The 19233-nt window shown below is 68.6% G+C and carries 19 protein-coding genes and 1 tRNA gene; 15 read left to right on the plus strand and 5 right to left on the minus strand.

The window, feature by feature from the left end; all coding sequences use genetic code 11:
• Nucleotides 1-6: 6 nt before the first annotated feature.
• The 4 genes from CKCBHOJB_RS00725 (at nucleotide 7) to lipA (ending at nucleotide 2836) form a co-directional block, all read left to right on the plus strand.
• Nucleotides 7-867 (plus strand): D-amino acid aminotransferase, encoded by an 861-nt coding sequence (locus CKCBHOJB_RS00725; protein WP_281050168.1) that lies wholly within the window; start codon nucleotides 7-9, stop codon nucleotides 865-867.
• The gene (locus CKCBHOJB_RS00730) at nucleotides 860-1144 is read left to right on the plus strand and encodes a DUF493 domain-containing protein (RefSeq protein WP_281050169.1); all 285 of its coding nucleotides are present in this window, start codon (nucleotides 860-862) and stop codon (nucleotides 1142-1144) included. Before CKCBHOJB_RS00725 ends, CKCBHOJB_RS00730 begins: the two co-directional genes overlap by 8 nt.
• Complete coding sequence (gene lipB / locus CKCBHOJB_RS00735) at nucleotides 1141-1821, plus strand: lipoyl(octanoyl) transferase LipB (RefSeq protein ID WP_281050170.1); 681 nt, start codon at nucleotides 1141-1143, stop codon at nucleotides 1819-1821. Before CKCBHOJB_RS00730 ends, lipB begins: the two co-directional genes overlap by 4 nt.
• A gap of 67 nt (nucleotides 1822-1888) precedes the next feature.
• Nucleotides 1889-2836, plus strand: a complete 948-nt coding sequence (gene lipA / locus CKCBHOJB_RS00740) for a lipoyl synthase (protein WP_281050171.1) — start codon at nucleotides 1889-1891, stop codon at nucleotides 2834-2836.
• 88 nt (nucleotides 2837-2924) lie between these two features.
• Here lipA and CKCBHOJB_RS00745 read toward each other — a convergent pair whose 3' ends face one another.
• A complete protein-coding gene (locus CKCBHOJB_RS00745; protein ID WP_281050172.1) occupies nucleotides 2925-3581 on the minus strand; it encodes a pentapeptide repeat-containing protein in 657 nt (218 codons plus the stop codon).
• Nucleotides 3582-3679: 98 nt separating this feature from the next.
• On the minus strand, nucleotides 3680-4177 hold the full coding sequence (locus tag CKCBHOJB_RS00750; RefSeq protein ID WP_281050173.1) for a TlpA disulfide reductase family protein: 498 nt from the start codon (nucleotides 4175-4177) through the stop codon (nucleotides 3680-3682).
• A 203-nt stretch (nucleotides 4178-4380) separates the two neighbouring features.
• Here CKCBHOJB_RS00750 and CKCBHOJB_RS00755 point away from each other — a divergent pair, with 203 nt between their 5' ends.
• Both CKCBHOJB_RS00755 and CKCBHOJB_RS00760 read left to right on the plus strand, forming a co-directional pair.
• A complete protein-coding gene (locus tag CKCBHOJB_RS00755; protein ID WP_281050174.1) occupies nucleotides 4381-4821 on the plus strand; it encodes a hemerythrin domain-containing protein in 441 nt (146 codons plus the stop codon).
• A gap of 98 nt (nucleotides 4822-4919) precedes the next feature.
• Entirely contained in the window at nucleotides 4920-6911 is a 1992-nt protein-coding gene (locus CKCBHOJB_RS00760; RefSeq protein ID WP_281050175.1) for a UvrD-helicase domain-containing protein, read from the plus strand.
• 94 nt (nucleotides 6912-7005) lie between these two features.
• On the opposite strand, the gene CKCBHOJB_RS00765 is transcribed toward CKCBHOJB_RS00760, so the two are convergent.
• Complete coding sequence (locus CKCBHOJB_RS00765; protein WP_281050176.1) at nucleotides 7006-7455, minus strand: c-type cytochrome; 450 nt, start codon at nucleotides 7453-7455, stop codon at nucleotides 7006-7008.
• Nucleotides 7456-7606: 151 nt separating this feature from the next.
• Here CKCBHOJB_RS00765 and CKCBHOJB_RS00770 point away from each other — a divergent pair.
• The 3 genes from CKCBHOJB_RS00770 to CKCBHOJB_RS00780 all read left to right on the plus strand — a co-directional run bounded on the left by CKCBHOJB_RS00770 (nucleotide 7607) and on the right by CKCBHOJB_RS00780 (nucleotide 11252).
• A tRNA-Arg gene (locus tag CKCBHOJB_RS00770) sits at nucleotides 7607-7683 on the plus strand.
• 283 nt (nucleotides 7684-7966) lie between these two features.
• Complete coding sequence (locus CKCBHOJB_RS00775; protein ID WP_281050177.1) at nucleotides 7967-10171, plus strand: TonB-dependent receptor; 2205 nt, start codon at nucleotides 7967-7969, stop codon at nucleotides 10169-10171.
• A gap of 7 nt (nucleotides 10172-10178) precedes the next feature.
• Nucleotides 10179-11252 carry a PepSY-associated TM helix domain-containing protein gene (locus tag CKCBHOJB_RS00780; RefSeq protein ID WP_281050178.1) on the plus strand — a complete coding sequence of 358 codons (1074 nt, stop codon included), beginning with the start codon at nucleotides 10179-10181 and terminating at the stop codon, nucleotides 11250-11252.
• A 1-nt stretch (nucleotide 11253) separates the two neighbouring features.
• On the opposite strand, the gene ypfH is transcribed toward CKCBHOJB_RS00780, so the two are convergent.
• Both ypfH and CKCBHOJB_RS00790 read right to left on the minus strand, forming a co-directional pair.
• Nucleotides 11254-11874 carry an esterase gene (gene ypfH / locus CKCBHOJB_RS00785; RefSeq protein ID WP_281050179.1) on the minus strand — a complete coding sequence of 207 codons (621 nt, stop codon included), beginning with the start codon at nucleotides 11872-11874 and terminating at the stop codon, nucleotides 11254-11256.
• 2 nt (nucleotides 11875-11876) lie between these two features.
• Nucleotides 11877-12710, minus strand: coding sequence for a class III extradiol ring-cleavage dioxygenase (locus CKCBHOJB_RS00790; RefSeq protein WP_281050180.1), 834 nt, complete (start codon nucleotides 12708-12710; stop codon nucleotides 11877-11879).
• 144 nt (nucleotides 12711-12854) lie between these two features.
• Between CKCBHOJB_RS00790 and CKCBHOJB_RS00795 the strand changes: the two genes are divergently transcribed.
• From CKCBHOJB_RS00795 to CKCBHOJB_RS00820, 6 genes are all read left to right on the plus strand, one after another.
• Entirely contained in the window at nucleotides 12855-13754 is a 900-nt protein-coding gene (locus tag CKCBHOJB_RS00795; RefSeq protein WP_281050181.1) for a LysR family transcriptional regulator, read from the plus strand.
• Between the two features lie 153 nt (nucleotides 13755-13907).
• Nucleotides 13908-14819, plus strand: coding sequence for a glutathione S-transferase C-terminal domain-containing protein (locus CKCBHOJB_RS00800; protein ID WP_281050182.1), 912 nt, complete (start codon nucleotides 13908-13910; stop codon nucleotides 14817-14819).
• A gap of 108 nt (nucleotides 14820-14927) precedes the next feature.
• Nucleotides 14928-15257, plus strand: coding sequence for a hypothetical protein (locus tag CKCBHOJB_RS00805; RefSeq protein WP_281051732.1), 330 nt, complete (start codon nucleotides 14928-14930; stop codon nucleotides 15255-15257).
• 20 nt (nucleotides 15258-15277) lie between these two features.
• The gene (locus CKCBHOJB_RS00810; RefSeq protein WP_281050183.1) at nucleotides 15278-16861 is read left to right on the plus strand and encodes a Re/Si-specific NAD(P)(+) transhydrogenase subunit alpha; all 1584 of its coding nucleotides are present in this window, start codon (nucleotides 15278-15280) and stop codon (nucleotides 16859-16861) included.
• Nucleotides 16862-16871: 10 nt separating this feature from the next.
• Complete coding sequence (gene pntB / locus CKCBHOJB_RS00815; RefSeq protein WP_281050184.1) at nucleotides 16872-18287, plus strand: Re/Si-specific NAD(P)(+) transhydrogenase subunit beta; 1416 nt, start codon at nucleotides 16872-16874, stop codon at nucleotides 18285-18287.
• 154 nt (nucleotides 18288-18441) lie between these two features.
• Nucleotides 18442-19230: a (Fe-S)-binding protein gene (locus CKCBHOJB_RS00820; RefSeq protein WP_281050185.1), complete on the plus strand. Its 789-nt coding sequence runs from the start codon at nucleotides 18442-18444 to the stop codon at nucleotides 19228-19230.
• The last annotated feature ends 3 nt before the right edge of the window (nucleotides 19231-19233 follow it).

Raw genomic sequence — 19233 nt, forward strand, 5'->3', positions numbered from 1 at the left:
GCGGACGTGATCACTGCCTATGTCGATGGCACCTACCTGCCGCTCGCGGAAGCGCGCGTGTCGCCGATGGACCGCGGCTTCCTGTTCGGCGACGGCGCCTACGAGGTCATCCCGGTGTATTCGCGCCGCTGCTTCCGCGTCGACGAGCACGTCGCGCGGCTGGCGAACACCCTGGCCGCGATGCGCCTGGCCAATCCGCACGGTGCGGAGGAATGGAAGGCGATCATCGGCGAGATCGTCGCCCGCAATCCCTGGGACGACCAGTCGGTGTATCTGCAGGTGACGCGCGGCGCCGACACCCGGCGCAACCACGCCTTCCCCGGTCCGGAGGTGAAGCCCACGGTGTTCCTGATGAGCGAGCCGCTCGTCACCCCGAGCGCCGAGCAGCTCGCCACCGGCATCGCGGCGGTCAGCGCCGCCGACATCCGCTGGCTGCGCTGCGACCTGAAGACGGTGTCGATGCTCGCCAACTGCCTGCTGCGCCAGCACGCGATCGACCACGGCTGCGCCGAGACCGTGCTGTTCCGCGACAGCTTTCTGACCGAGGGCTCGGCGTCGAGCATCTTCGTGTGCAAGAACGGCGTGCTGCTGGTGCCGCCCAAGAGCCACCTGATGCTGCCCGGCATCACCTACGACGTGGTGCTCGAGCTCGCGCGCGAGCACGGCATGAAGCACGCGGTGCGCGAGGTGCTGGAGGCCGAGGTGCGCGGCGCCGACGAGCTGTGGATGGCGTCCTCCACCAAGGAAGTGCTGCCGATCACCACGCTCGACGGGCGACCGGTCGGCGATGGCAGGCCCGGCCCGATGGGGCGGCAGATGTACGCCTGGTACCAGGCATTCAAGAACACGGTGATGCGCAATGGCTGACACGCAACAGGCGCAGACGCGCCAGACCCTGATCGAATACCCCTGCGACTTCCCGATCAAGGTCATGGGCGCCCGCGTCGACGGCTTCGCCCAGGCGGTGATCGAGGTCGTGCTGCGCCACGCGCCCGACTTCGAGCCCGCCGGGGCCGAGATGCGGCCGTCGAGCAAGGGCAACTACCTCGCGGTGACCTGCACCTTCCGTGCGGTCTCGCAGGTGCAGGTCGATGCGATGTATCGCGAGCTGACCGCGCATCCGATGGTCAAGGTGGTGCTGTGATCGTCAAGCGCCTCGGCCTGGTGGAGTACGCGCCGGTGCTCGAGGCGATGCGCGTGTTCACCGCCGGACGCGGCGCCGAAACCGCTGACGAGATCTGGCTGCTGCAGCACCCGCCGGTGTATACGCTCGGCCAGGCCGGCAAGCCCGAGCACCTGCTGCAGAACCCGGCCGATATCCCGCTGGTGCACGTCGACCGCGGCGGCCAGATCACCTACCACGGCCCCGGCCAGCTGGTGGCGTATCTGCTGCTCGACCTGCACCGGCGCAAGCTCAAGGTGCGCGAGCTGGTGTGGCTGATGGAGCAGGCGATCATCGACACCCTGGCCGACTACGGCCTCGAGGCCGAGCGCAAGGACGGCGCGCCGGGCGTCTACGTCGCCGGCGACAAGATCGCCGCCCTCGGCCTGCGGGTCAGGAACGGCTGCAGCTATCACGGCCTGGCGATCAACGTGGACGCCGACCTCGCCCCCGTCGGCTGGATCAACCCCTGCGGCTACGAGGGCCTGAAGACGATCCGCATGAAGGACTTCGGCATCGACGCCAGCGTGGACGCGGTCGGCGAATGCCTTCTCGGCCACCTGCAGCGCCTGCTGCCGGCCCTGGCAGCGGACATTGGGGAAACCGATAACGCGAATCCGCCGGCCGGGCCTGCCGCAGCGGCCCGCGCCGGTTCATAATCGCGTCCCTGGCCCACGACCGGCTCGAACACCTTTCCCACCCGGAAACCCACTGAGAACAGCGACCATGGAAACCCCTGCGCGCAAGCAGCGCGGCGCCGACAAGACCGCCCGCATCCCGATCAAGATCGTTCCCGCCGAACGCCTGAAGAAGCCGGAGTGGATCCGCATCAAGCTCGGCGCCGGCATGGAAGCCGAACGCTTCAACGAGATCAAGGACACGCTGCGCGAGCACAAGCTGCACACCGTGTGCGAGGAAGCCTCCTGCCCGAACATCCACGAATGCTTCGGCAAGGGCACGGCGACCTTCATGATCATGGGCGACATCTGCACCCGGCGCTGCCCGTTCTGCGACGTCGGCCACGGCCGTCCCGAGCCGCTCAACCCGGATGAGCCGCGCGACCTCGCCAAGACCATCGCCGCGATGCGCCTGAACTACGTGGTGATCACCTCGGTGGACCGCGACGATCTGCGCGACGGCGGCGCCCAGCACTTCGTGGATTGCATCCGCGAGACCCGCGCCGCCGCGCCCAAGACCCGCATCGAGGTGCTTGTGCCGGACTTCCGCGGTCGCATGGAGATCGCGCTCGACATCTTCGATGCCGCGCCGCCCGACGTCATGAACCACAACCTCGAGACCGTGCCGCGCCTCTACAAGCAGGCGCGCCCGGGCTCGGACTACGCCTATTCGCTGAAGCTGCTGAAGGAGTTCAAGGCCCGCCACCCCGAGGTCGCGACCAAGTCCGGCCTGATGGTCGGCCTGGGCGAGAACGACGAGGAGATCCTCGAGGTCATGCGCGACCTGCGCGCGCACGACGTCGACATGCTGACCATCGGCCAGTACCTGCAACCCTCCGGCGGCCACCTGCCGGTGCTGCGCTACGTGCATCCGGACACCTTCAAGATGTTCGAGACCGAGGCGCTGAAGATGGGCTTCAAGAACGCCGCCTGCGGGCCGATGGTGCGCTCGAGCTACTGGGCCGACCAGCAGGCGCACGGCGCCGGGGTGGTCTGAACCTGGACCGCATCCGCCGCGGCTGATCGCGGTGCTGGCACGGGAGCGGGCTTGCCCGCTCCCGTGCGTTTACGCCCGCCGTTTCGGCTCAGGGGCAGCCCTTGCAGCCCTCGGTCTGCGCGTTCAGGAAGATCGCCTGTTCCAGGTTCGCCCCGGTGAGGTCGGCGTTGGTGAGCTGCGCGCGGGTGAAGTTGGCGCCCTGCAGGTTGGCGCCGACGAAGGACGCGCCCGACAGCTTGGCCGCGCGCAGGTTGGTGCGCTGCAGGTCGGCACCGTCGAAGCGGCTGCGTTCGGCGCGCGCATTGGTCAGGTCGGCGCCGCCGAGCTGCGCCGCCGACAGATCGGCGTCATGGAGGTCGGCGTTCTGCAGGATCGCGTTGCGCAGGTTCGTGCCCTTCAGGCTGGCGCCGGTGAGCCGGGTGCCGCGCAGGTTGGTGCGCAGCATCGAGGCCTCGTCCAGCGTGGCGCCGGCCATCTCCGCCTGCGAAAAGTTCGCCTCGTTCAGCGTTGCGCCGCGCAGGTTCGCCCCCGACAGGTCGGAGCGGGTGAACTGCGAGTTGGCCAGGTTCACCCCTTCGAGCGCCGCGCCGTTCAGGTTCAGGTTGGTGCACAGCGTGCCGCGGCGGATGTCGCAGCCGCCGATGTTGCCGGCGCGCTGGGCGTCGGCGGGGCGGGGCATCAGGGCGAGGGCGAGCAGCAGGGCGGCCGCCAGGATGGCGGACGGCTCGATGCGGGTCGTGGGCATGGTCTGGATCTTGACTGTCCTGATGGTGGAGGCCGCGGAAGGGAGGTCGGTCTCAGTTACCGAGGGCGCGAGGGGGCGGATGGTTCCGCACGGCGTGTTCAGGCCGCCTCGGCGAGCAGGCGGTCGATCAGCGCATGAAGCTTGTCGAAGTCCGGCTCGCCGAGGAACTTGTGCACGATCTCGCCGTGCCGGTTGATGAGGTAGCTGGTCGGCGTCAGGCGCACCTTGTCGAAGCCGCGCGCGATGCTGCCGTCGCGATCGTGCACGAAGGTGAAGGGCAGCGGGTTGCGGGCGACGAAGGCGGACACCCGGGCGGGCGGGTCGTAATCCATCGCCACCGCGACCGTCCGGTAGCCGCGCGCCTCGAACTTCTCCTGGGTCGCCTTCAGCGCCGGCATCTCCTCGATGCAGACGCCGCAGCTCGTCGCCCAGAAATTCACCAGCACCACCTGGCCGCGCAGGTCCGCGGTGCGGAAGCGCTCCCCTTGCAGCGTGGAGAACGCGACATCGGGCGCCGGGGGCTTCTGGGTGAACATGAACAGTGCGCCGACGACGAGGGCGATGACCACGACGGCGGCCACGATCTTGAATTTCATGGCGGATTCCGCAAAGGGGTGAATGAGGGGCTGCTGGCCAGGTTGCGCGGCGATTTTGAGGGCGCACGCGGGGCTTGTCACGTGCAGGCTTTCGGACCGGCGCTGTCGCCGAAGGTGCCCGGCTTGCTAGACTGTGCCCATCCGGCTGGCGCGTCCCGATCGCTGCCGCCCTTTCGATACATTCAAGCCGAGGTTCCACCGCAATGACCAGCCAGCCCGTTTTTTCCTGGAGCGACCGCTTCCTGCTCGGCCATCGCACCATCGACGAGACCCACAGGGAGTTCGTCGACTGCGTGGATGCCCTGCTGCGGGCGAGCGACGCGGAGATTCCCGCCGCACTCGAGGCCTTCGCGCGCCACGCCGAGTCCCACTTCGCCCAGGAGAACAAGTGGCTGGCAGCGGCCGACTTTCCTGGCGGCGGCGAATGCCACATCGGCGAGCACGCCAAGGTGATGGCCTCGGTGCGCGAGGTGCAGGAGCTCGTCGCCCAGGGCGAGGTGGAGATTGCGCGCGAGCTCGCGCAGGCGCTGATGGACTGGTTCCCCGGCCACGCCGACTACATGGACTCGGCGCTCGCCACCTGGCTGGTCAAGAAGGCGCACGACGGCCGTCCGCTCGTGCTGCGGCGCAAGGAACACCTCTGAGTAACACGCCGGGCCGACGGCACGGCCACCCGATCGGATAGAATCGGCCTCCACGCCGCCCGGCAGGGCGGCTTTGTTTTTTGCGATCCCAGGCCACGATGTCCGCCCTCCTCAACGCCCCGCAGCGCGAAGCGATCCGCTATCTCGACGGCCCCTGCCTGGTGCTGGCAGGCGCCGGCAGCGGCAAGACGCGGGTGATCACGCACAAGATCGCGCACCTGATCAACGAGTGCGGGCTCAGCCCGACCAACATCGCCGCCATCACCTTCACCAACAAGGCGGCCAAGGAGATGCAGGAGCGCGTCGCCCACATCATGGGCGGGCGGGCACCGGGCGGGCTCACGGTGTGCACCTTCCATGCGCTCGGCGTGCGCATCATCCGCCAGGAGGCCAAGCACTGCGGGCTCAAGCCGCAGTTCTCCATCCTCGATGCGTCCGACACCGTGCAGATCGTCTCCGACGTCGCCGGCGACAGCGACAAGGGCATCGCCAAGCAGATGCAGTGGCAGATCTCGTCGTGGAAGAACGCGATGATCACGCCCGAGGAGGCCGCGCAGCTCGCCGACAACGAGATCGCCTCGGTCGCCGCCAAGCTCTACAAGGAATACGAGCGTACGCTGCGCGCCTACCAGGCGGTGGATTTCGACGACCTCATCTCGCTGCCGGTGCGCCTGTTCGACGAGCACCCCGAGGTGCGCGAGCGCTGGCAGAACAAGCTGCGCTACCTGCTGGTGGACGAATACCAGGACACCAACCGCGCCCAGTACCGGCTGCTGAAGCTGCTCTCCGGCGTGCGCGGCGCCTTCACCGCGGTGGGCGACGACGACCAGGCGATCTACGCCTGGCGTGGCGCCGACGTCGAGAACCTGAAGCTGCTGCAGCAGGACTACCCCAAGCTCAAGGTCATCAAGCTCGAGCAGAACTACCGCTCCTCGCGCCGCATCCTCGAGGCCGCCAACACCGTCATCGCCAACAACGAGAAGCTCTTCGACAAGCGCCTGTGGTCCGAGCACGGCCAGGGCGAGCAGATCGTCGTCACCAACTGCCGCGATGCGGAGCACGAGGCCGAGTGGGTGGCCACCAAGATCGCCGCGCACAAGTTCGAGCACCGCACCCGCTTCAAGGACTACGCCATCCTCTACCGCGGCAACCACCAGGCCCGCCTCATCGAACAGCAGCTGCGCAACAACCGCATCCCCTACGTGATGTCGGGCGGGCAGAGCTTCTTCGACAAGGCCGAGATCCGCGACCTGATCGCCTGGCTGCGCCTGCTGGTGAACGAAGACGACGACCTCGCCTTCATCCGCGCCATCACCACCCCGCGCCGCGGCATCGGCGCCGCCACCATCGAGGCGCTCGGCGCCTACGCCGGGCACCGCCACAGCAGCCTGTTCACCGCGGTGTTCGAGGAAGGCCTCACCCAGCACCTGAATGCCAAGCAGCTGCAAGGGGTGCAGGAGTTCGCCGCCTACATCAACCGCCTGCAGTACCGCGCCCCGCGCGAGCCTGCGGCGCAGCTGCTGGAAGACCTGCTCGCCGCGATCCGCTACGAGGCCTGGCTGTTCGAGCACTGCGACACCCGCGAGGCCGAATCCAAGTGGAGCAACGTGCGCGACTTCGTCGGCTGGCTCGGCCGCAAGGGCGAGGAGGACGGCAAGAACCTGCTCGAGCTCACCCAGACCATCGCGCTGATGTCCATGCTCGACAAGGAAGACCCCGACTTCGACGGCGTGCAGATGGCGACCCTGCACGCCTCCAAGGGGCTGGAGTTTCCGCACGTGTTCCTGGTCGGCGTCGAGGAAGGGCTGCTGCCGCACCAGAGCAGTGTCGACGAGGACAAGGTCGACGAGGAGCGTCGCCTGATGTACGTCGGCATCACCCGCGCCCAGCGCAGCCTCAACCTCACCTGGTGCGAGCGGCGCAAGTCGGGCAAGGAGTTCCGCCCCTGCGAGCCGAGCCGCTTCATCGCCGAGATGGGCGGCGACATCCGCATGAACGACCGCAAGACCGCGCAGCCGGTGTCGAAGGAAGAAGGCAAGGCGCGGCTGGCGAACCTGATGGCGATGTTCGAGAACCGCGGCAAGGCTTGAGGCCGCGTTTGCAGGCCTGGCGACCGGCAACAAAAAGGCAGCCGCGCGGGCTGCCTTTGCTGATCCGATCGGCTGCCGGGACGCAGCCCGGCGCTTACTGTTCGACCGGCGGCTCGGTGAACTTGGCGCCGGCGAGGTTGGCGAGGTAGGCCACCGCACGCGCCACTTCGGTGTCGGTCAGGTCGGCGGCGCCGCCGCGCGGGGGCATCGCGTTCTTGCCGGCGATCGCCGAGGCGGTCAGGCCGTCGTGGCCCAGTGCCAGACGCGGCGCCCACTGCCCGGCATCCCCCGTCTTCGGTGCGCCGACGGCGCCCGAGTCGTGGCAGCCCGCGCAGATGGCCTTGACGATCTGTTCGCCGGTACGGCTGCCCGGGGCAACCTTGACGGCCTGGATCTCGACACGCGCGACCGGCTGGATCAGCGAGGCGGTGAGTTCCGGATCGACCTTGGACTGCTCGCCACAGCCGGACAGCAGCGCAGCTGCGACCAGGGCGACGGCAGGCATGGCAAGGCGGGCGGGGCGCAGGGGGCGGTTGTTCGACATGCTTGGATCCTTTGACGGAAAGTGGCGCAAGACTGGGTCTAAAGCCCGGATTATAGCGGGCTAATAACCATTGTGGCAGTGCGGCATGGACTTTGGGTCCGAACGCGGCTATGCTTGCCGGCCTCGTTCGGGAGCTTTCCCGGACGGCTTCGCGCCCGTAGCTCAGCTGGATAGAGTACTGCCCTCCGAAGGCAGGGGTCGGACGTTCGAATCGTCTCGGGCGCGCCAAAGAATTCAATGGGTCAGGTCTTCACGGACTTGGCCCATTTTCTTTTGTGCTCCCGCCTTGAGTAAGGCGAGCAAATACAAATCATTCGCATTAATATACAATCTCCGCACCTGAAGAGGGGAAGCCCCCCGACTCGGCGATCACCCATCGGGTGACGCCGGCAGCTGGATCGTCATACCCAGCGGCCACGCAGGCTGCAAGGCACGGCTTCAGGTCTTCCATGGGTCTTGTGGGAATTCGCCCGCAGGGCCTGGCTCAGGACCTACTTCGTGCAGAGACACAATGAACAGCACCATTCTGCTGGCGCAGCCGTGCGCGTCGAGAACGACGCACCTCCCCTACCAGATCCTCGCCGCTGCGCTCACGAGCGCCTGCGCCTCGCTGGGCTACGCGCAGGATCCAGCACCGGAGACCTCCCTGTCTGCGGTGACGGTCACCGCCACCCGCTCCGAGGCCACGATCGATACCGTCCCGCAGTCGATCACCGTGGTCCGGCGTGAAGAGATCGAACAGCAGGTGAGCGCGGGCAGCGGGCTTGGCGACATCCTCGGCAAGCTGGTGCCCGGTTTCGGGCTGGGACGGGAGTCGCCGAGCACCTTCACGCAGACCATTCGCGGCCGCAACATCAACGTCCTCATCGACGGCGTGCCGCAAAGCACCAACCGCAACGGCGCGCGCATCCTCACGCTGATCGACCCGTCGGCGGTGGAGCGCATCGAGGTCATCCGTGGCGCCACGGCGATCTATGGCGACGGCGCCACCGGCGGCGTGGTCAACATCATCACCCGCAAGGGCAGCGGCCCCGTCGCGCACGTCACCGAGGTCGGCGGCAACCTGTCGCTGTCTCATCCCTCGGAGAGTCTCGGGACGACGATTCGCCACACCAGTTCCGGGTCGAAGGACGATCTGGAGTTTCTTGCCAACGTCGCGGCCGAGCAGACCGGTGCGTTCTTCGACGCCGACGGCGACCGCATCCCGCCCTCGGGCGCCAACCAGGGCAGCCTGGCGGAGACGCGCAGCTACAGCGTGCTCGGCAAGCTCGGCTACAAGCTCGATGCGGACCAGCACATCCAGCTCACGGCGCAGGCGTACAAGGCCGACCAGGACACCAACTACACCACCGATCCAGGCGTTCCGTCGGTTCCCTTGCGCGGGCACAAGTCCCGTGCCATCTCCGGCCTGGAGCTGGACAAGAACGAAGGCACCGAGAACAGCCTCCTCTCGCTCGACTACCGCAACGAGGATGTCTGGGGCAGCAGGATGCACGCCCAGCTGTTCACGCGCGACTACAAGACGGTCTACGCCCCGTTCCGGCGCCATGACGGCACCAAGCCGGGCCCGGAACTGTTCCAGTCCTTCATCGACTCGTCGAAGAACGGCGGCCGCCTGGAGTTCGACACCCTGCTCTCAGAACGCCACGGCCTCACGATGAGCTGGGGGGCGGACCATATCCGCGAATCGACGTCCCAGTCCGGCTATGTCCACGACCCTGCGATCTACGCCGCCTCGGGCGGGCGCACGTTCCAGAGCACCGGGGAAGTACGGACCTGGGTACCGGAGTACGACATCGTCAGCACCGGCGTGTTCGGCCAGCTCGAGTGGCAGGCCACCGACCGCCTGATCCTGCGCGGCGGTTTGCGCCACGAGAAGTTCGACGTCGAAGTCGGCGACTACACGAACCTCAACGGCGGCGCGGTGGGCGGCGGGGAGAAGCGCTACAGCGACACGCTCTACAACATCGGCGCCGTGTTCGACCTCGACGAGCACATCAACCTGTACGCCAGCTACAACCAGGGCTTCTCCCTGCCCGACATGGGGCTGACCCTGCGCAACGCGCCTGCCGGCAGTTCCTTCGCCACGCTGAACACGCAGCCGCAGGTGGTCGACAACTACGAGATCGGCGTGCGCACCTACTGGGGCAGCACGGAAGCGAGCCTGGCCGTGTTCTGGAGCGAGAACGATCTCGGCGCGCGCTCGGGCGGCATGAACGCGCCGATCGTTCGCGCTCCGGAGAAGATCTACGGCTTCGAGGCGACGCTGGACCACCGCTTCTCCGACACCTGGCGTAGCGGCGGAACCTTCTCGTGGGTGGAGGGCAAGAAGTACACCGCGACCGGTACCGAGATCGGCTACCTGGGCAACGATGCGATCGCCCCGCCCAAGCTGACCCTGTATCTGGAACACCAGACCACGCCGAAGTGGTTCAACCGCCTGCAACTGGCCTACAGCGCGGAACGGGATCGCTTCCCCGCCTCCAGCACATCCCCGTACCAGAACCGGATCGACGATTACGCCATCCTGGACTGGGCAAGCCAGTACAAAGTCAGCAAGCAGGGGACGCTCGCCTTCGGCATCAACAACCTGCTCGACAAGCAGTATCACAACACCTTCGCCCAGACCGTCGTGACGCCCGGGGTGTACGGCAACGTCGCCTATGCCGCCGCATCGGGCGCCACGCTGCACGCCACCTACAAGCATGCCTGGTAAGCCCGGCATGCGATCGGCCTTCGCACCGCGTCAGCGGCCGCGGAGGCTGTGGCTGAAGGTGCATCGCTGGCTCGGCCTCAGTCTCGGCATCGTGCTGCTGGTCGCGGCCCTGAGCGGCAGCGCCATGCTGCTCGCGGAGCCGCTCGACGAAGCGCTCGATCGGGCGCTGTTCCACGTCCCCGACGCTTCCTCGGTCGACTACCGGGCGGTGGTGGAGCGCCTCAAGGCCGAGCTGGGTCCGGATGCGGACATCACGCTACGCCCTCCCCGCGAGGAGCAGGAGTCCTTCCAGGCTCACGTGAGGGGAAGCTGGAAGGGAACCGTCTATCTGCACCCCGCGTCGGGCGAGATCCTCGGCCGTCGCGACGAGGCGGAGGGGGTGATGGGCGTGCTTTTCGCACTGCACAGCAACCTGCTTGCGGGCGAGACGGGCAGGGCGGCGCTCACTCTGGCTGCCTTCGCCTATCTGCTGATGCTGGTCTCGGGCGTCTGCCTGTGGTGGCCGAAACGATGGCATCGGGCACTGTCCATCCGGTGGTCGGCGGGCGCCTATCGTGCCGTCTTCGACTGGCACCGCGTCACCGGCATCGTGTTCGCGGCGGTGGTCCTCGGTGCGGTCGCGTCCGGTGCCTACATGGCATGGCCGCCGCTCGCGCGGACGGTAAGCATCCTGGGCGATGCCGCACCCGCCCTGCCGCCGGCCGTAACCGGGGGGCCGCCTGTGGCGGAAGTGGTCGAGCGGGTCGTGGCGCGGGCGCGGGCCGCCTTCCCGGATGCAGTGGTCGGTTACGTCCAGGTGCCGGCGCGGCCGGACCGGCCGCTCCGCGTCCGGCTGCGGCTGCCGGACGATCCCCATCCGAACGGGCTGACATCGATGTGGCTCCACCCGGACAGCGGGGAGCACATCCGGACGGACCGGTGGTCGGAGCTGGATCCGGGAACGCGCGCCTATGCGTACGTCTATCCCCTGCACACGGGCGAACTATGGGGTCTGCCGTGGATGATCCTGGTCTTCGTTGCCGGGGTCGTCCTGGCCACCCATGCGGTGACGGGCCTGCTCCTGTGGTGGCGACGGCGGTGAGTCAGCTCGCCAGGGTCTTCACCGCGGCGGCGACGCGGGCGTCGACGCCATGTCCGAGGTCGGGGAAAAGCTCGAGGGTGACCGCTGCGCCGAGCGCCCGCAGGGTCTCGGCGGCGATGAGGCTGTAGCGGGGATCGATCACCGGGTCCTGCTCGCCATGCAGCAGGTGGACCCGTGTCGCTGCCGGCGCCACGCGCGGCGGCGTCGCGAAGCGGCCGGCGAGCGAGATCACGCGCGCAGCCAAGCTTTCGGGCAACTGGGTGGACTCGAGCGCCATGATCGCCCCCTGGGAGAAGCCGAGCAGCGTGGTGGCTGCCGCATCCACGCCGGTTCGCGCCTGCCAGTCGCGCACGCAGCGCACGAAGGCCGGCATGGCGGCGGCGATGCGGGCGGGGCGGCTGTCCTCGGTGACGCCGCGTACCGAGAACCATTGCCAGCCGCTGCCGAGGTCGCAGGCGTCGGGCGAGCGCACGCTCACCACCCAGGCGGCCGGGTCCGCCGCGGCGAGGATGCGGCCCAGCGGCACGAGGTCCTCGGGGCGCGAGCCCACGCCGTGGAACAGCAGGATCAGGCGGGCGGCGGGGGCCGAGGGCGTATGGACGACGAGGTCTTGGGCGGACATGTTCAGGCTCGATTCGATGACGGGGCGTTCGCGGCGGCGTCCGCGTCCGGGGCGAGGTCGCTGCCGAAGACGAAGGAGTCCATCGACAGCACCCCATGCACGATGCCGCCCTCGACGAGGCTCGCGGGCAGGGCTTGCGCCGCCGCGCCGGCCGCCACCAGCAGCGGCAGGTAATGCTCGGCGGTGGGGTGCGCCCGGCGCGCATGCGGCGCGCTCGCCAGCGCGCGACGCAGCCGTTCGTGGTCGCCTGCCTGCACGGCATCGCGCACCCAGTGTGCGAACTCCGCCGCATACGCCTCCGCGTGCGGATCGCCGAGGCGGAATTCGTACAGGTTGTGGGTGAGGCTGCCCGAGCCGACGATCAGCACGCCTTCGTCCGCCAGCGGCGCGAGCGCGCGGCCGTAGTCGTAGGCGCCGTCGGCGTCCAGCCACACCGGCAGCGAAACCTGGAACACCGGCACGTCCGCCTGAGGGTACAGATGCATCAGCGGCACCCAGGCGCCGTGGTCCAGCCCGCGCTCGGCATCGGCCGTGGCGGGAAGGCCCGCCGCCTGCAGCAGCTCCAGCGCCCGCCGCGCCGCCAGGTGCGCGCCGGGGGCCGGATAACGCAGGCGGTAGAGCGCGGGATCGAAGCCGCCGAAATCGTGGATCGTCTCCGGGCGCAGCGACAGCGTCGCCTGCGGCTGCCGCGTCATCCAGTGCGGCGACACCACCAGCACCGCGGCCGGGCGCGGCAGCCGGCGGCCGAGCGCGGCGAGCCCGGCGCCGGCGAGGCCGGGTTCGAGCGCGAAGGTCGGCGCGCCATGCGAGACGAAAAGGGTGGGAAGGGTGTGCATGTGAATTCTCCGCAATCTCGGGCCGTCATCGATCGGGTGCTTCACTTTCGGTGGCGACCGGCTGAGCATGGATGGCACTTTACGGCGCGCCCGGCTTGGGATAAACAGGCTTCTGAACCAGACACTGTTCCATACAGAGAGACAATGGACCGCTTCGTCGAGATGCAGACCTTCTGTGCGGTGGTCGATGCCGGCAGCTTCGTCAGTGCCGCCGACGCGCTCGGGATGTCGAAGGCGGCAGCCTCGCGCTATGTGAGCGAGCTGGAGAGGCGGCTGGGCGTCCGCCTGCTGCATCGCACGACCCGACGCCTGTCGCTGACCGAGGACGGCGAGCGCTTCTACGCGCGCAGCCGGGAGCTGCTCGCGGGCCTCGAGGAGGCCGAGGCCGAACTGCATTCGCGCAGCGGCGCGGCACGCGGGCTGCTGCGCGTCAATGCGCCGGTGACCTTCGGCATCCGCCATCTCGCCCAGCTCTGGGGCGCGTTCTGCGAGCTTCATCCGCAGGTAAGGCTCGAGATCACGCTCTCCGACCGCACCGTCGATCTCGTCGAGGAAGGCTTCGACATGGCGATCCGGATCGCCGCGCTGCCGAGCTCGACCCTCGTGTGCCGCCAGCTCGCCCGCACCCGCATCGTGCTGTGCGCCTCGCCCCGGTACCTGGCGGCGCATGGCACGCCGAGCGCGCCGGCCGAGCTCGCCCGCCACGCCGTCATCGCCTACAGCTACTGGTCGGGCGGCGACGAGTGGCAGTTCGAGGGGCCGGACGGGCGGGTGAGCGTGCGCACGAAGCCATCGATGCACACCAACAGCGGCGACACCTGCCGGGCGATGGCGCTCGCCGACCAGGGCGTCATCCTGCAGCCCGGTTTCCTGGTCGCCGACGATCTGGCCGCCGGTACCCTCGTGGAGCTGATGCCCGCGTATCGCTCCGTCACCCTGGGCATCTATGCCCTCTACCCCACGCGCAAGTTCGTCCCGCCCAAGGTGCGCGCGCTGGTCGAGTTCCTCGCCGAGCACTTCGCCCGCCCGCGCCCCGGCTGGTGACGCGCACCGCCCCGCCGCCCCTTCGTTGCGGCGGGTGGAACACTGCATCCCCGGCGAGGGCCTTTTTCCGCATCGCGCGCGCGGCTACCTTGTCGCCCACGCAAGGGTCGATCGAAGCACGAGGAGCGCAGCATGCTGGTCAATGGACGATGGGTGGAAAAGTGGCAACCGGTGCAGGCGAGCGATGACGAAGGCCGCTTCATCCGCCAGGCCTCGGGCTTCCGGCACCGGATCGCGGCGGATAGCCCCGAAGGCTTCACGCCGGAGCGCGGGCGCTACGTGCTGTACGTGGCCTACATCTGCCCATGGGCGTGCCGGACGCTGATCGCGCGGCGGCTGAAGGGGCTCGAGGACGTGATCGAGGTCCGCGTCCTCGACCCGCGCCTCACCGAGCAGGGCTGGGCCTTCAGCGGCGAACTCGGCTCCGATGTCGACGACCTCAATGGTGCGGGCTACATGCACGAGCTCTATACCCGCGCCGATCCCGCCTACAGCGGGCGGGCCACGGTACCTGTCCTCTGGGACCGGTCGCGGCGCACCATCGTGAACAACGAGTCGGCCGACATCCTGCAGATCCTGAATGCCGATTTCGGCACCCTGGCGCGAAACCCGATCGACCTGCGGCCGGCCGCGCACGTCGACGCGATCGAGGCCGCCAACGCGCGCCTGTACGCGGACTTCAACAACGGCGTCTATCAGGCCGGATTCGCCACCACCCAGGCCGCCTACGACGAGGCGGTCCAGCGTGTCTTCGACTGCCTGGCATGGATGGACGCCCGGCTGGCTAGCGCCCAGTGGCTGGCGGGCGACCGACTCACCGAGACCGACATCCGCGCCTTCGTCACCCTGGCCCGTTTCGACCTGGCGTACTACGCGCTCTTCAAGTGCAACCTGCGCCCGCTCTCGGCCTACGGCAACGTGATGGCCTATTTCCGCCGCCTGCTGGCGATCCCCGCATTCGCCGGGAGTGTGCGTGCATACCACATCAAGGCCGGGTATTACTCGATCAGGGCGCTGAATCCCAGCGGCATCGTGCCGGCCGGCCCCGAGCTCGACTACCCCTGAGCCGCGCGCCGACCGCGGCAACTGCGGTGTGCGGGCAGGGCGCAGGCGCTCGGCCCGACCCCGCGCGCCGGCATCGCCACCCATGCTTTCGCCGCGCTCGCGCCGGCCATCCCGGGCACCAATTTGGTGCCCGCTTCCAAGTTGTGCTTGCAGAAAGCGGGGTGGACCGGAGACGATCTCGCTTTGACGGAGATCAATGAAGCCTTCGCCGCGCCGCAATGCGCGGTCAGCAAGGACCCGTGCCGGGGTGCCGGCACGATCAACGTCACTGGCGGCGCGATCGGCCATCCGGTCGGAGCATCCGGATGCCGTATGCTGGTCACGCTGATCCACGAAACGATTTGCCGTGATGCACGCCGGGGCCCGGCCTCGCCGTGCATCGCTTGTGGCATGCACGGGGCAGGGGCGTTCGAGCGCCGCGCCCCGTCACAGGGATAACCAATGAAGGAGAACATCAGATGTTGATTGGAGTTCCGCGCGAGAGTGCGGCAGGCGAGAAGCGCGTCGCCACCGTGCCTGAGGTGGTGCAGAAGCTCGCCAAGCTCGGTTTCGAGGTGGCGGTCGAGAGCGGTGCGGGCGAGGCGGCGAACTTCGCCGACGACGACTACCGCGCTGCCGGGGCCGAGGTGCTGCCGAGTGCGGCCGAGGTGTGGGGGCGTGCGGACATCGTGTTCAAGGTGCGTCCGCCCACCCTGGAAGAGGTCGGCCTGCTGCGCGAAGGCGCCACGCTGATCGGCTTCGTGTGGCCCGCGCAGAACCCCGAACTGATGCAGGCGCTGCAGGCCAGGCGCGCCACCGTGCTCGCCATCGACTGTCTGCCGCGCCAGCTGAGCCGTGCGCAGAAGATGGACGCGCTGACCTCGATGGCCGGCATCAGCGGCTATCGGGCGGTGATCGAGGCCGCCAACGCCTTCGGCCGCTTCCTCAACGGCCAGGTCACCGCCGCCGGCAAGATCCCGCCGGCCAAGGTCTTCATCGCCGGCGCCGGCGTGGCCGGTCTCGCCGCCATCGGCACCGCGGCCAACCTGGGCGCCATCGTGCGCGCCAACGACACCCGCGCCGAAGTCGCCGACCAGGTGGTCTCGCTCGGTGGCGAGTTCGTCAAGGTCGATTACGAGGAAGAGGGTTCGGGCGGCGGCGGCTACGCCAAGGTGATGAGCGAGGGCTTCCAGGCGGCGCAGCGCGCCATGTACGCGCAGCAGGCGCGGGAAGTCGACATCATCATCACCACCGCGCTGATCCCGGGCAAGCCGGCCCCCAAGCTGATCACCGCCGAGATGGTGCAGAGCATGAAGCCGGGCAGCGTGATCGTCGACCTCGCGGCCGAGCAGGGTGGCAACTGCGAACTCACCGTGCCCGGCGAGGCGGTGGTGCGCCACGGCGTGACCATCATCGGCTACACCGACCTGCTCAGCCGCCTGGCCAAGCAGTCGTCCACGCTGTATTCGAACAACCTGCTGCGCCTGGCCGAGGAACTGTGCAAGGCCAAGGACGGCAACATCCTCGTCAATTTCGAGGACGACGCGATCCGCGGCCTCACCGTGATCCGGGACGGCGAGCTCACCTGGCCGGCGCCGCCGCCCAAGCTGCCGGCCGCGCCGGCCAAGCCCAAGGCCGCCGCCACGCCGATCGCCGCGCCCAAGGGCCACGGCCACGGCGCCGGCGAGCCGATGTCGGTGAAGTCGCTGGCCATCGTGTTCGGTGTCGGTGCGCTGCTGTTCCTGCTCGTCGGCCTGTACGCGCCGGCCAGCTTCCTGTCGCACTTCACGGTGTTCGTGCTGGCCTGCTTCGTCGGCTACATGGTGGTGTGGAACGTCACGCCCTCGCTGCACACGCCGCTGATGAGCGTGACCAACGCGATCTCGTCGATCATCGCGATCGGCGCGCTGGTGCAGGTGGCGCCGCCGCTGGGCGATGGCGCGGCCGACCGCCCCGACGGGCTGATCCTGTTCCTGGCCTTCTTCGCGCTCGCGCTCACGGCCGTCAACATGTTCGGCGGCTTCGCGGTGACGCGTCGCATGCTGGCGATGTTCCGCAAGTAAGGAGACGACAATGACCTCAAGCATGGCCACTGTCTCGTATATCGGCGCCACCATCCTCTTCATCCTCAGCCTGGGCGGGCTCGCCCACCCCGAGACCGCACGCCGCGGCAACCTGTTCGGCATGATCGGCATGGCGCTCGCGGTGCTCGCCACCGTGTTCGGCCCGCAGGTCTCCCTGAGCGGCGTCCCGTGGATCATCGTCGCGCTCCTGATCGGCGCCGGCGTCGGCCTCTACGCCGCCAAGACGGTGCAGATGACGCAGATGCCCGAGCTCGTCGCGCTGATGCACAGCCTGGTGGGCCTGGCCGCCTGCCTCGTGGGCTTCGCCAGCTACATCGACACCTCGATCGTGTTCCCCACCGCCGCCGAGAAGACCATCCACGAGGTGGAGATCTACATCGGCATCTTCATCGGTGCGGTCACCTTCTCCGGCTCGCTGATCGCGTTCGGCAAGCTCTCGGGCAAGATCGGCGGCAAGCCGCTGCTGCTGCCGGCGCGCCACATCCTCAACCTGATCGGCCTCGTGCTGGTGATCCTGTTCGGCAACTGGTTCCTGAACACGCACTCGACCGGCGCCGGCATGACGCTGCTGCTGGTGATGACCGTGATCGCGCTCGCCTTCGGGGTGCACATGGTGATGGCGATCGGCGGCGCGGACATGCCGGTGGTGGTGTCGATGCTCAACAGCTACTCCGGGTGGGCGGCTGCGGCCACCGGCTTCATGCTCAGCAACGACCTGCTGATCGTGGTCGGCGCGCTGGTGGGTTCCTCCGGCGCGATCCTGTCCTACATCATGTGCCGGGCGATGAACCGCAACTTCATCAGCGTCATCGCCGGCGGCTTCGGCACCGGCGGCGGCGCGCCCTCGGCCGCGGCGGCGGGCGCCGAGCCGGCCGGCGAGGTGCAGCCGATCAGCGCGGTCGAGACCGCCGAGCTGCTGCGCGAGGCCAAGAGCGTCGTCATCGTGCCGGGCTACGGCATGGCGGTGGCGCAGGCCCAGCACGTGGTGTGCGAGATCGTCAAGATCCTGCGCGACAAGGGCGTGACCGTGCGCTTCGCCATCCACCCGGTGGCGGGCCGCATGCCCGGACACATGAACGTGCTGCTCGCCGAAGCCAAGGTGCCCTACGACATCGTGCTCGAGATGGACGAGATCAACGAGGACTTCCCGGACACCGACGTCGCCATCGTCATCGGCGCCAACGACATCGTGAACCCGGCCGCCCAGGAAGACCCGGGCAGCCCGATCGCCGGCATGCCGGTGCTCGAAGTGTGGAAGGCGCGCACCTCCATCGTCATGAAGCGCAGCATGGCTTCGGGCTATGCCGGGGTGGACAACCCGCTGTTCTACAAGGAGAACAACCGCATGCTGTTCGGCGACGCGCGCAAGATGCTCGACGAGGTGCTGGGTGCGCTGAACGACTGAGATGGAGGGCAGGTCCGTGCGCAGCGCCCCCGCGTAGTGCAGCCGGTGGCCGCGGATGTCGTCCGCGGCCACTGCCGCCCCGCCGGGGGCGGACTGCGAAGTGCATGGATCGCGCTTGGACAACCGGAAGGACAATTTCACAGGATTGACTCCCATGAGCACTGATCGAAGCGTATCGAGCCCTCCGTCGTCTCCCCGAGTCGCCCTCTTCGTCACCTGCCTGGTCGATGCGATGCGTCCGAGCATCGGCTTCGCCGCGCTGAAGCTGCTGCGCGCGGCCGGGTGCAGGGTCGAGGTCCCCGCAGCGCAGACCTGTTGCGGCCAGCCCGCCTTCAACAGCGGCGACACCGCCGATGCCGCCAGGCTCGCGCGCCATTTCATCGAGACCTTCGAAGGCTACGACTACGTCGTCGCGCCTTCCGGGTCCTGCGTCGGCATGACCCGCGCGCACTACGCCGAAGCCCTCGCCGACGACCCCGCGTGGGCCGAGCGCGCGCGCCGGCTTGGCGAACGGACCTACGAGCTGACGAGCTTCCTGGTCGACGTGATGCGCTTCGCGCCCGCCGACGTGAAGCTCGACGGCAGCTTCACCTACCACGACAGCTGTTCCGGCCTCAGGGAGCTCGGCGTGCACGACCAGCCGCGCGCCCTGCTCGGCAAGGTGTCCGGGCTCACCCTCGAGCCGCTGGAGGGCAACGACGTGTGCTGCGGCTTCGGCGGCACCTTCTGCGTCAAGTACGCGGCGATCTCCAACGCGGTGGTGGGCGAGAAGGCCGATGCGATCGAGCGCAGCGGCGCGCAGCTGCTGCTCGGCGGCGACCTCGGCTGCCTGATGAACATGGCCGGCAAGCTCAAGCGCAAGGGCTCCGCCGTGCGCGCCTACCATGCCGCCGAGGTGCTGGCCGGCATGGCCGATGGTCCGGCCATCGGCGAGGAGGGCTGAGCC

Origin of the sequence: Thauera sp. GDN1 (genome assembly GCF_029223545.1) — a bacterium.
In the GTDB taxonomy this organism is placed as follows: domain Bacteria; phylum Pseudomonadota; class Gammaproteobacteria; order Burkholderiales; family Rhodocyclaceae; genus Thauera.

Bases quoted from the DNA above. Each gene is read 5' to 3' on its own strand.
- CKCBHOJB_RS00730 (WP_281050169.1), top strand. From the start codon at position 860: ATGGCTGACACGCAACAGGCGCAGACGCGCCAGACCCTGATCGAATAC.
- lipA (WP_281050171.1), top strand. From the start codon at position 1,889: ATGGAAACCCCTGCGCGCAAGCAGCGCGGCGCCGACAAGACCGCCCGC.
- CKCBHOJB_RS00745 (WP_281050172.1), bottom strand. From the start codon at position 3,581: ATGCCCACGACCCGCATCGAGCCGTCCGCCATCCTGGCGGCCGCCCTG.
- CKCBHOJB_RS00750 (WP_281050173.1), bottom strand. From the start codon at position 4,177: ATGAAATTCAAGATCGTGGCCGCCGTCGTGGTCATCGCCCTCGTCGTC.
- CKCBHOJB_RS00755 (WP_281050174.1), top strand. From the start codon at position 4,381: ATGACCAGCCAGCCCGTTTTTTCCTGGAGCGACCGCTTCCTGCTCGGC.
- CKCBHOJB_RS00760 (WP_281050175.1), top strand. From the start codon at position 4,920: ATGTCCGCCCTCCTCAACGCCCCGCAGCGCGAAGCGATCCGCTATCTC.
- CKCBHOJB_RS00765 (WP_281050176.1), bottom strand. From the start codon at position 7,455: ATGTCGAACAACCGCCCCCTGCGCCCCGCCCGCCTTGCCATGCCTGCC.
- CKCBHOJB_RS00775 (WP_281050177.1), top strand. From the start codon at position 7,967: ATGAACAGCACCATTCTGCTGGCGCAGCCGTGCGCGTCGAGAACGACG.
- CKCBHOJB_RS00780 (WP_281050178.1), top strand. From the start codon at position 10,179: ATGCGATCGGCCTTCGCACCGCGTCAGCGGCCGCGGAGGCTGTGGCTG.
- ypfH (WP_281050179.1), bottom strand. From the start codon at position 11,874: ATGTCCGCCCAAGACCTCGTCGTCCATACGCCCTCGGCCCCCGCCGCC.
- CKCBHOJB_RS00790 (WP_281050180.1), bottom strand. From the start codon at position 12,710: ATGCACACCCTTCCCACCCTTTTCGTCTCGCATGGCGCGCCGACCTTC.
- CKCBHOJB_RS00795 (WP_281050181.1), top strand. From the start codon at position 12,855: ATGGACCGCTTCGTCGAGATGCAGACCTTCTGTGCGGTGGTCGATGCC.
- CKCBHOJB_RS00810 (WP_281050183.1), top strand. From the start codon at position 15,278: ATGTTGATTGGAGTTCCGCGCGAGAGTGCGGCAGGCGAGAAGCGCGTC.
- pntB (WP_281050184.1), top strand. From the start codon at position 16,872: ATGACCTCAAGCATGGCCACTGTCTCGTATATCGGCGCCACCATCCTC.
- CKCBHOJB_RS00820 (WP_281050185.1), top strand. From the start codon at position 18,442: ATGAGCACTGATCGAAGCGTATCGAGCCCTCCGTCGTCTCCCCGAGTC.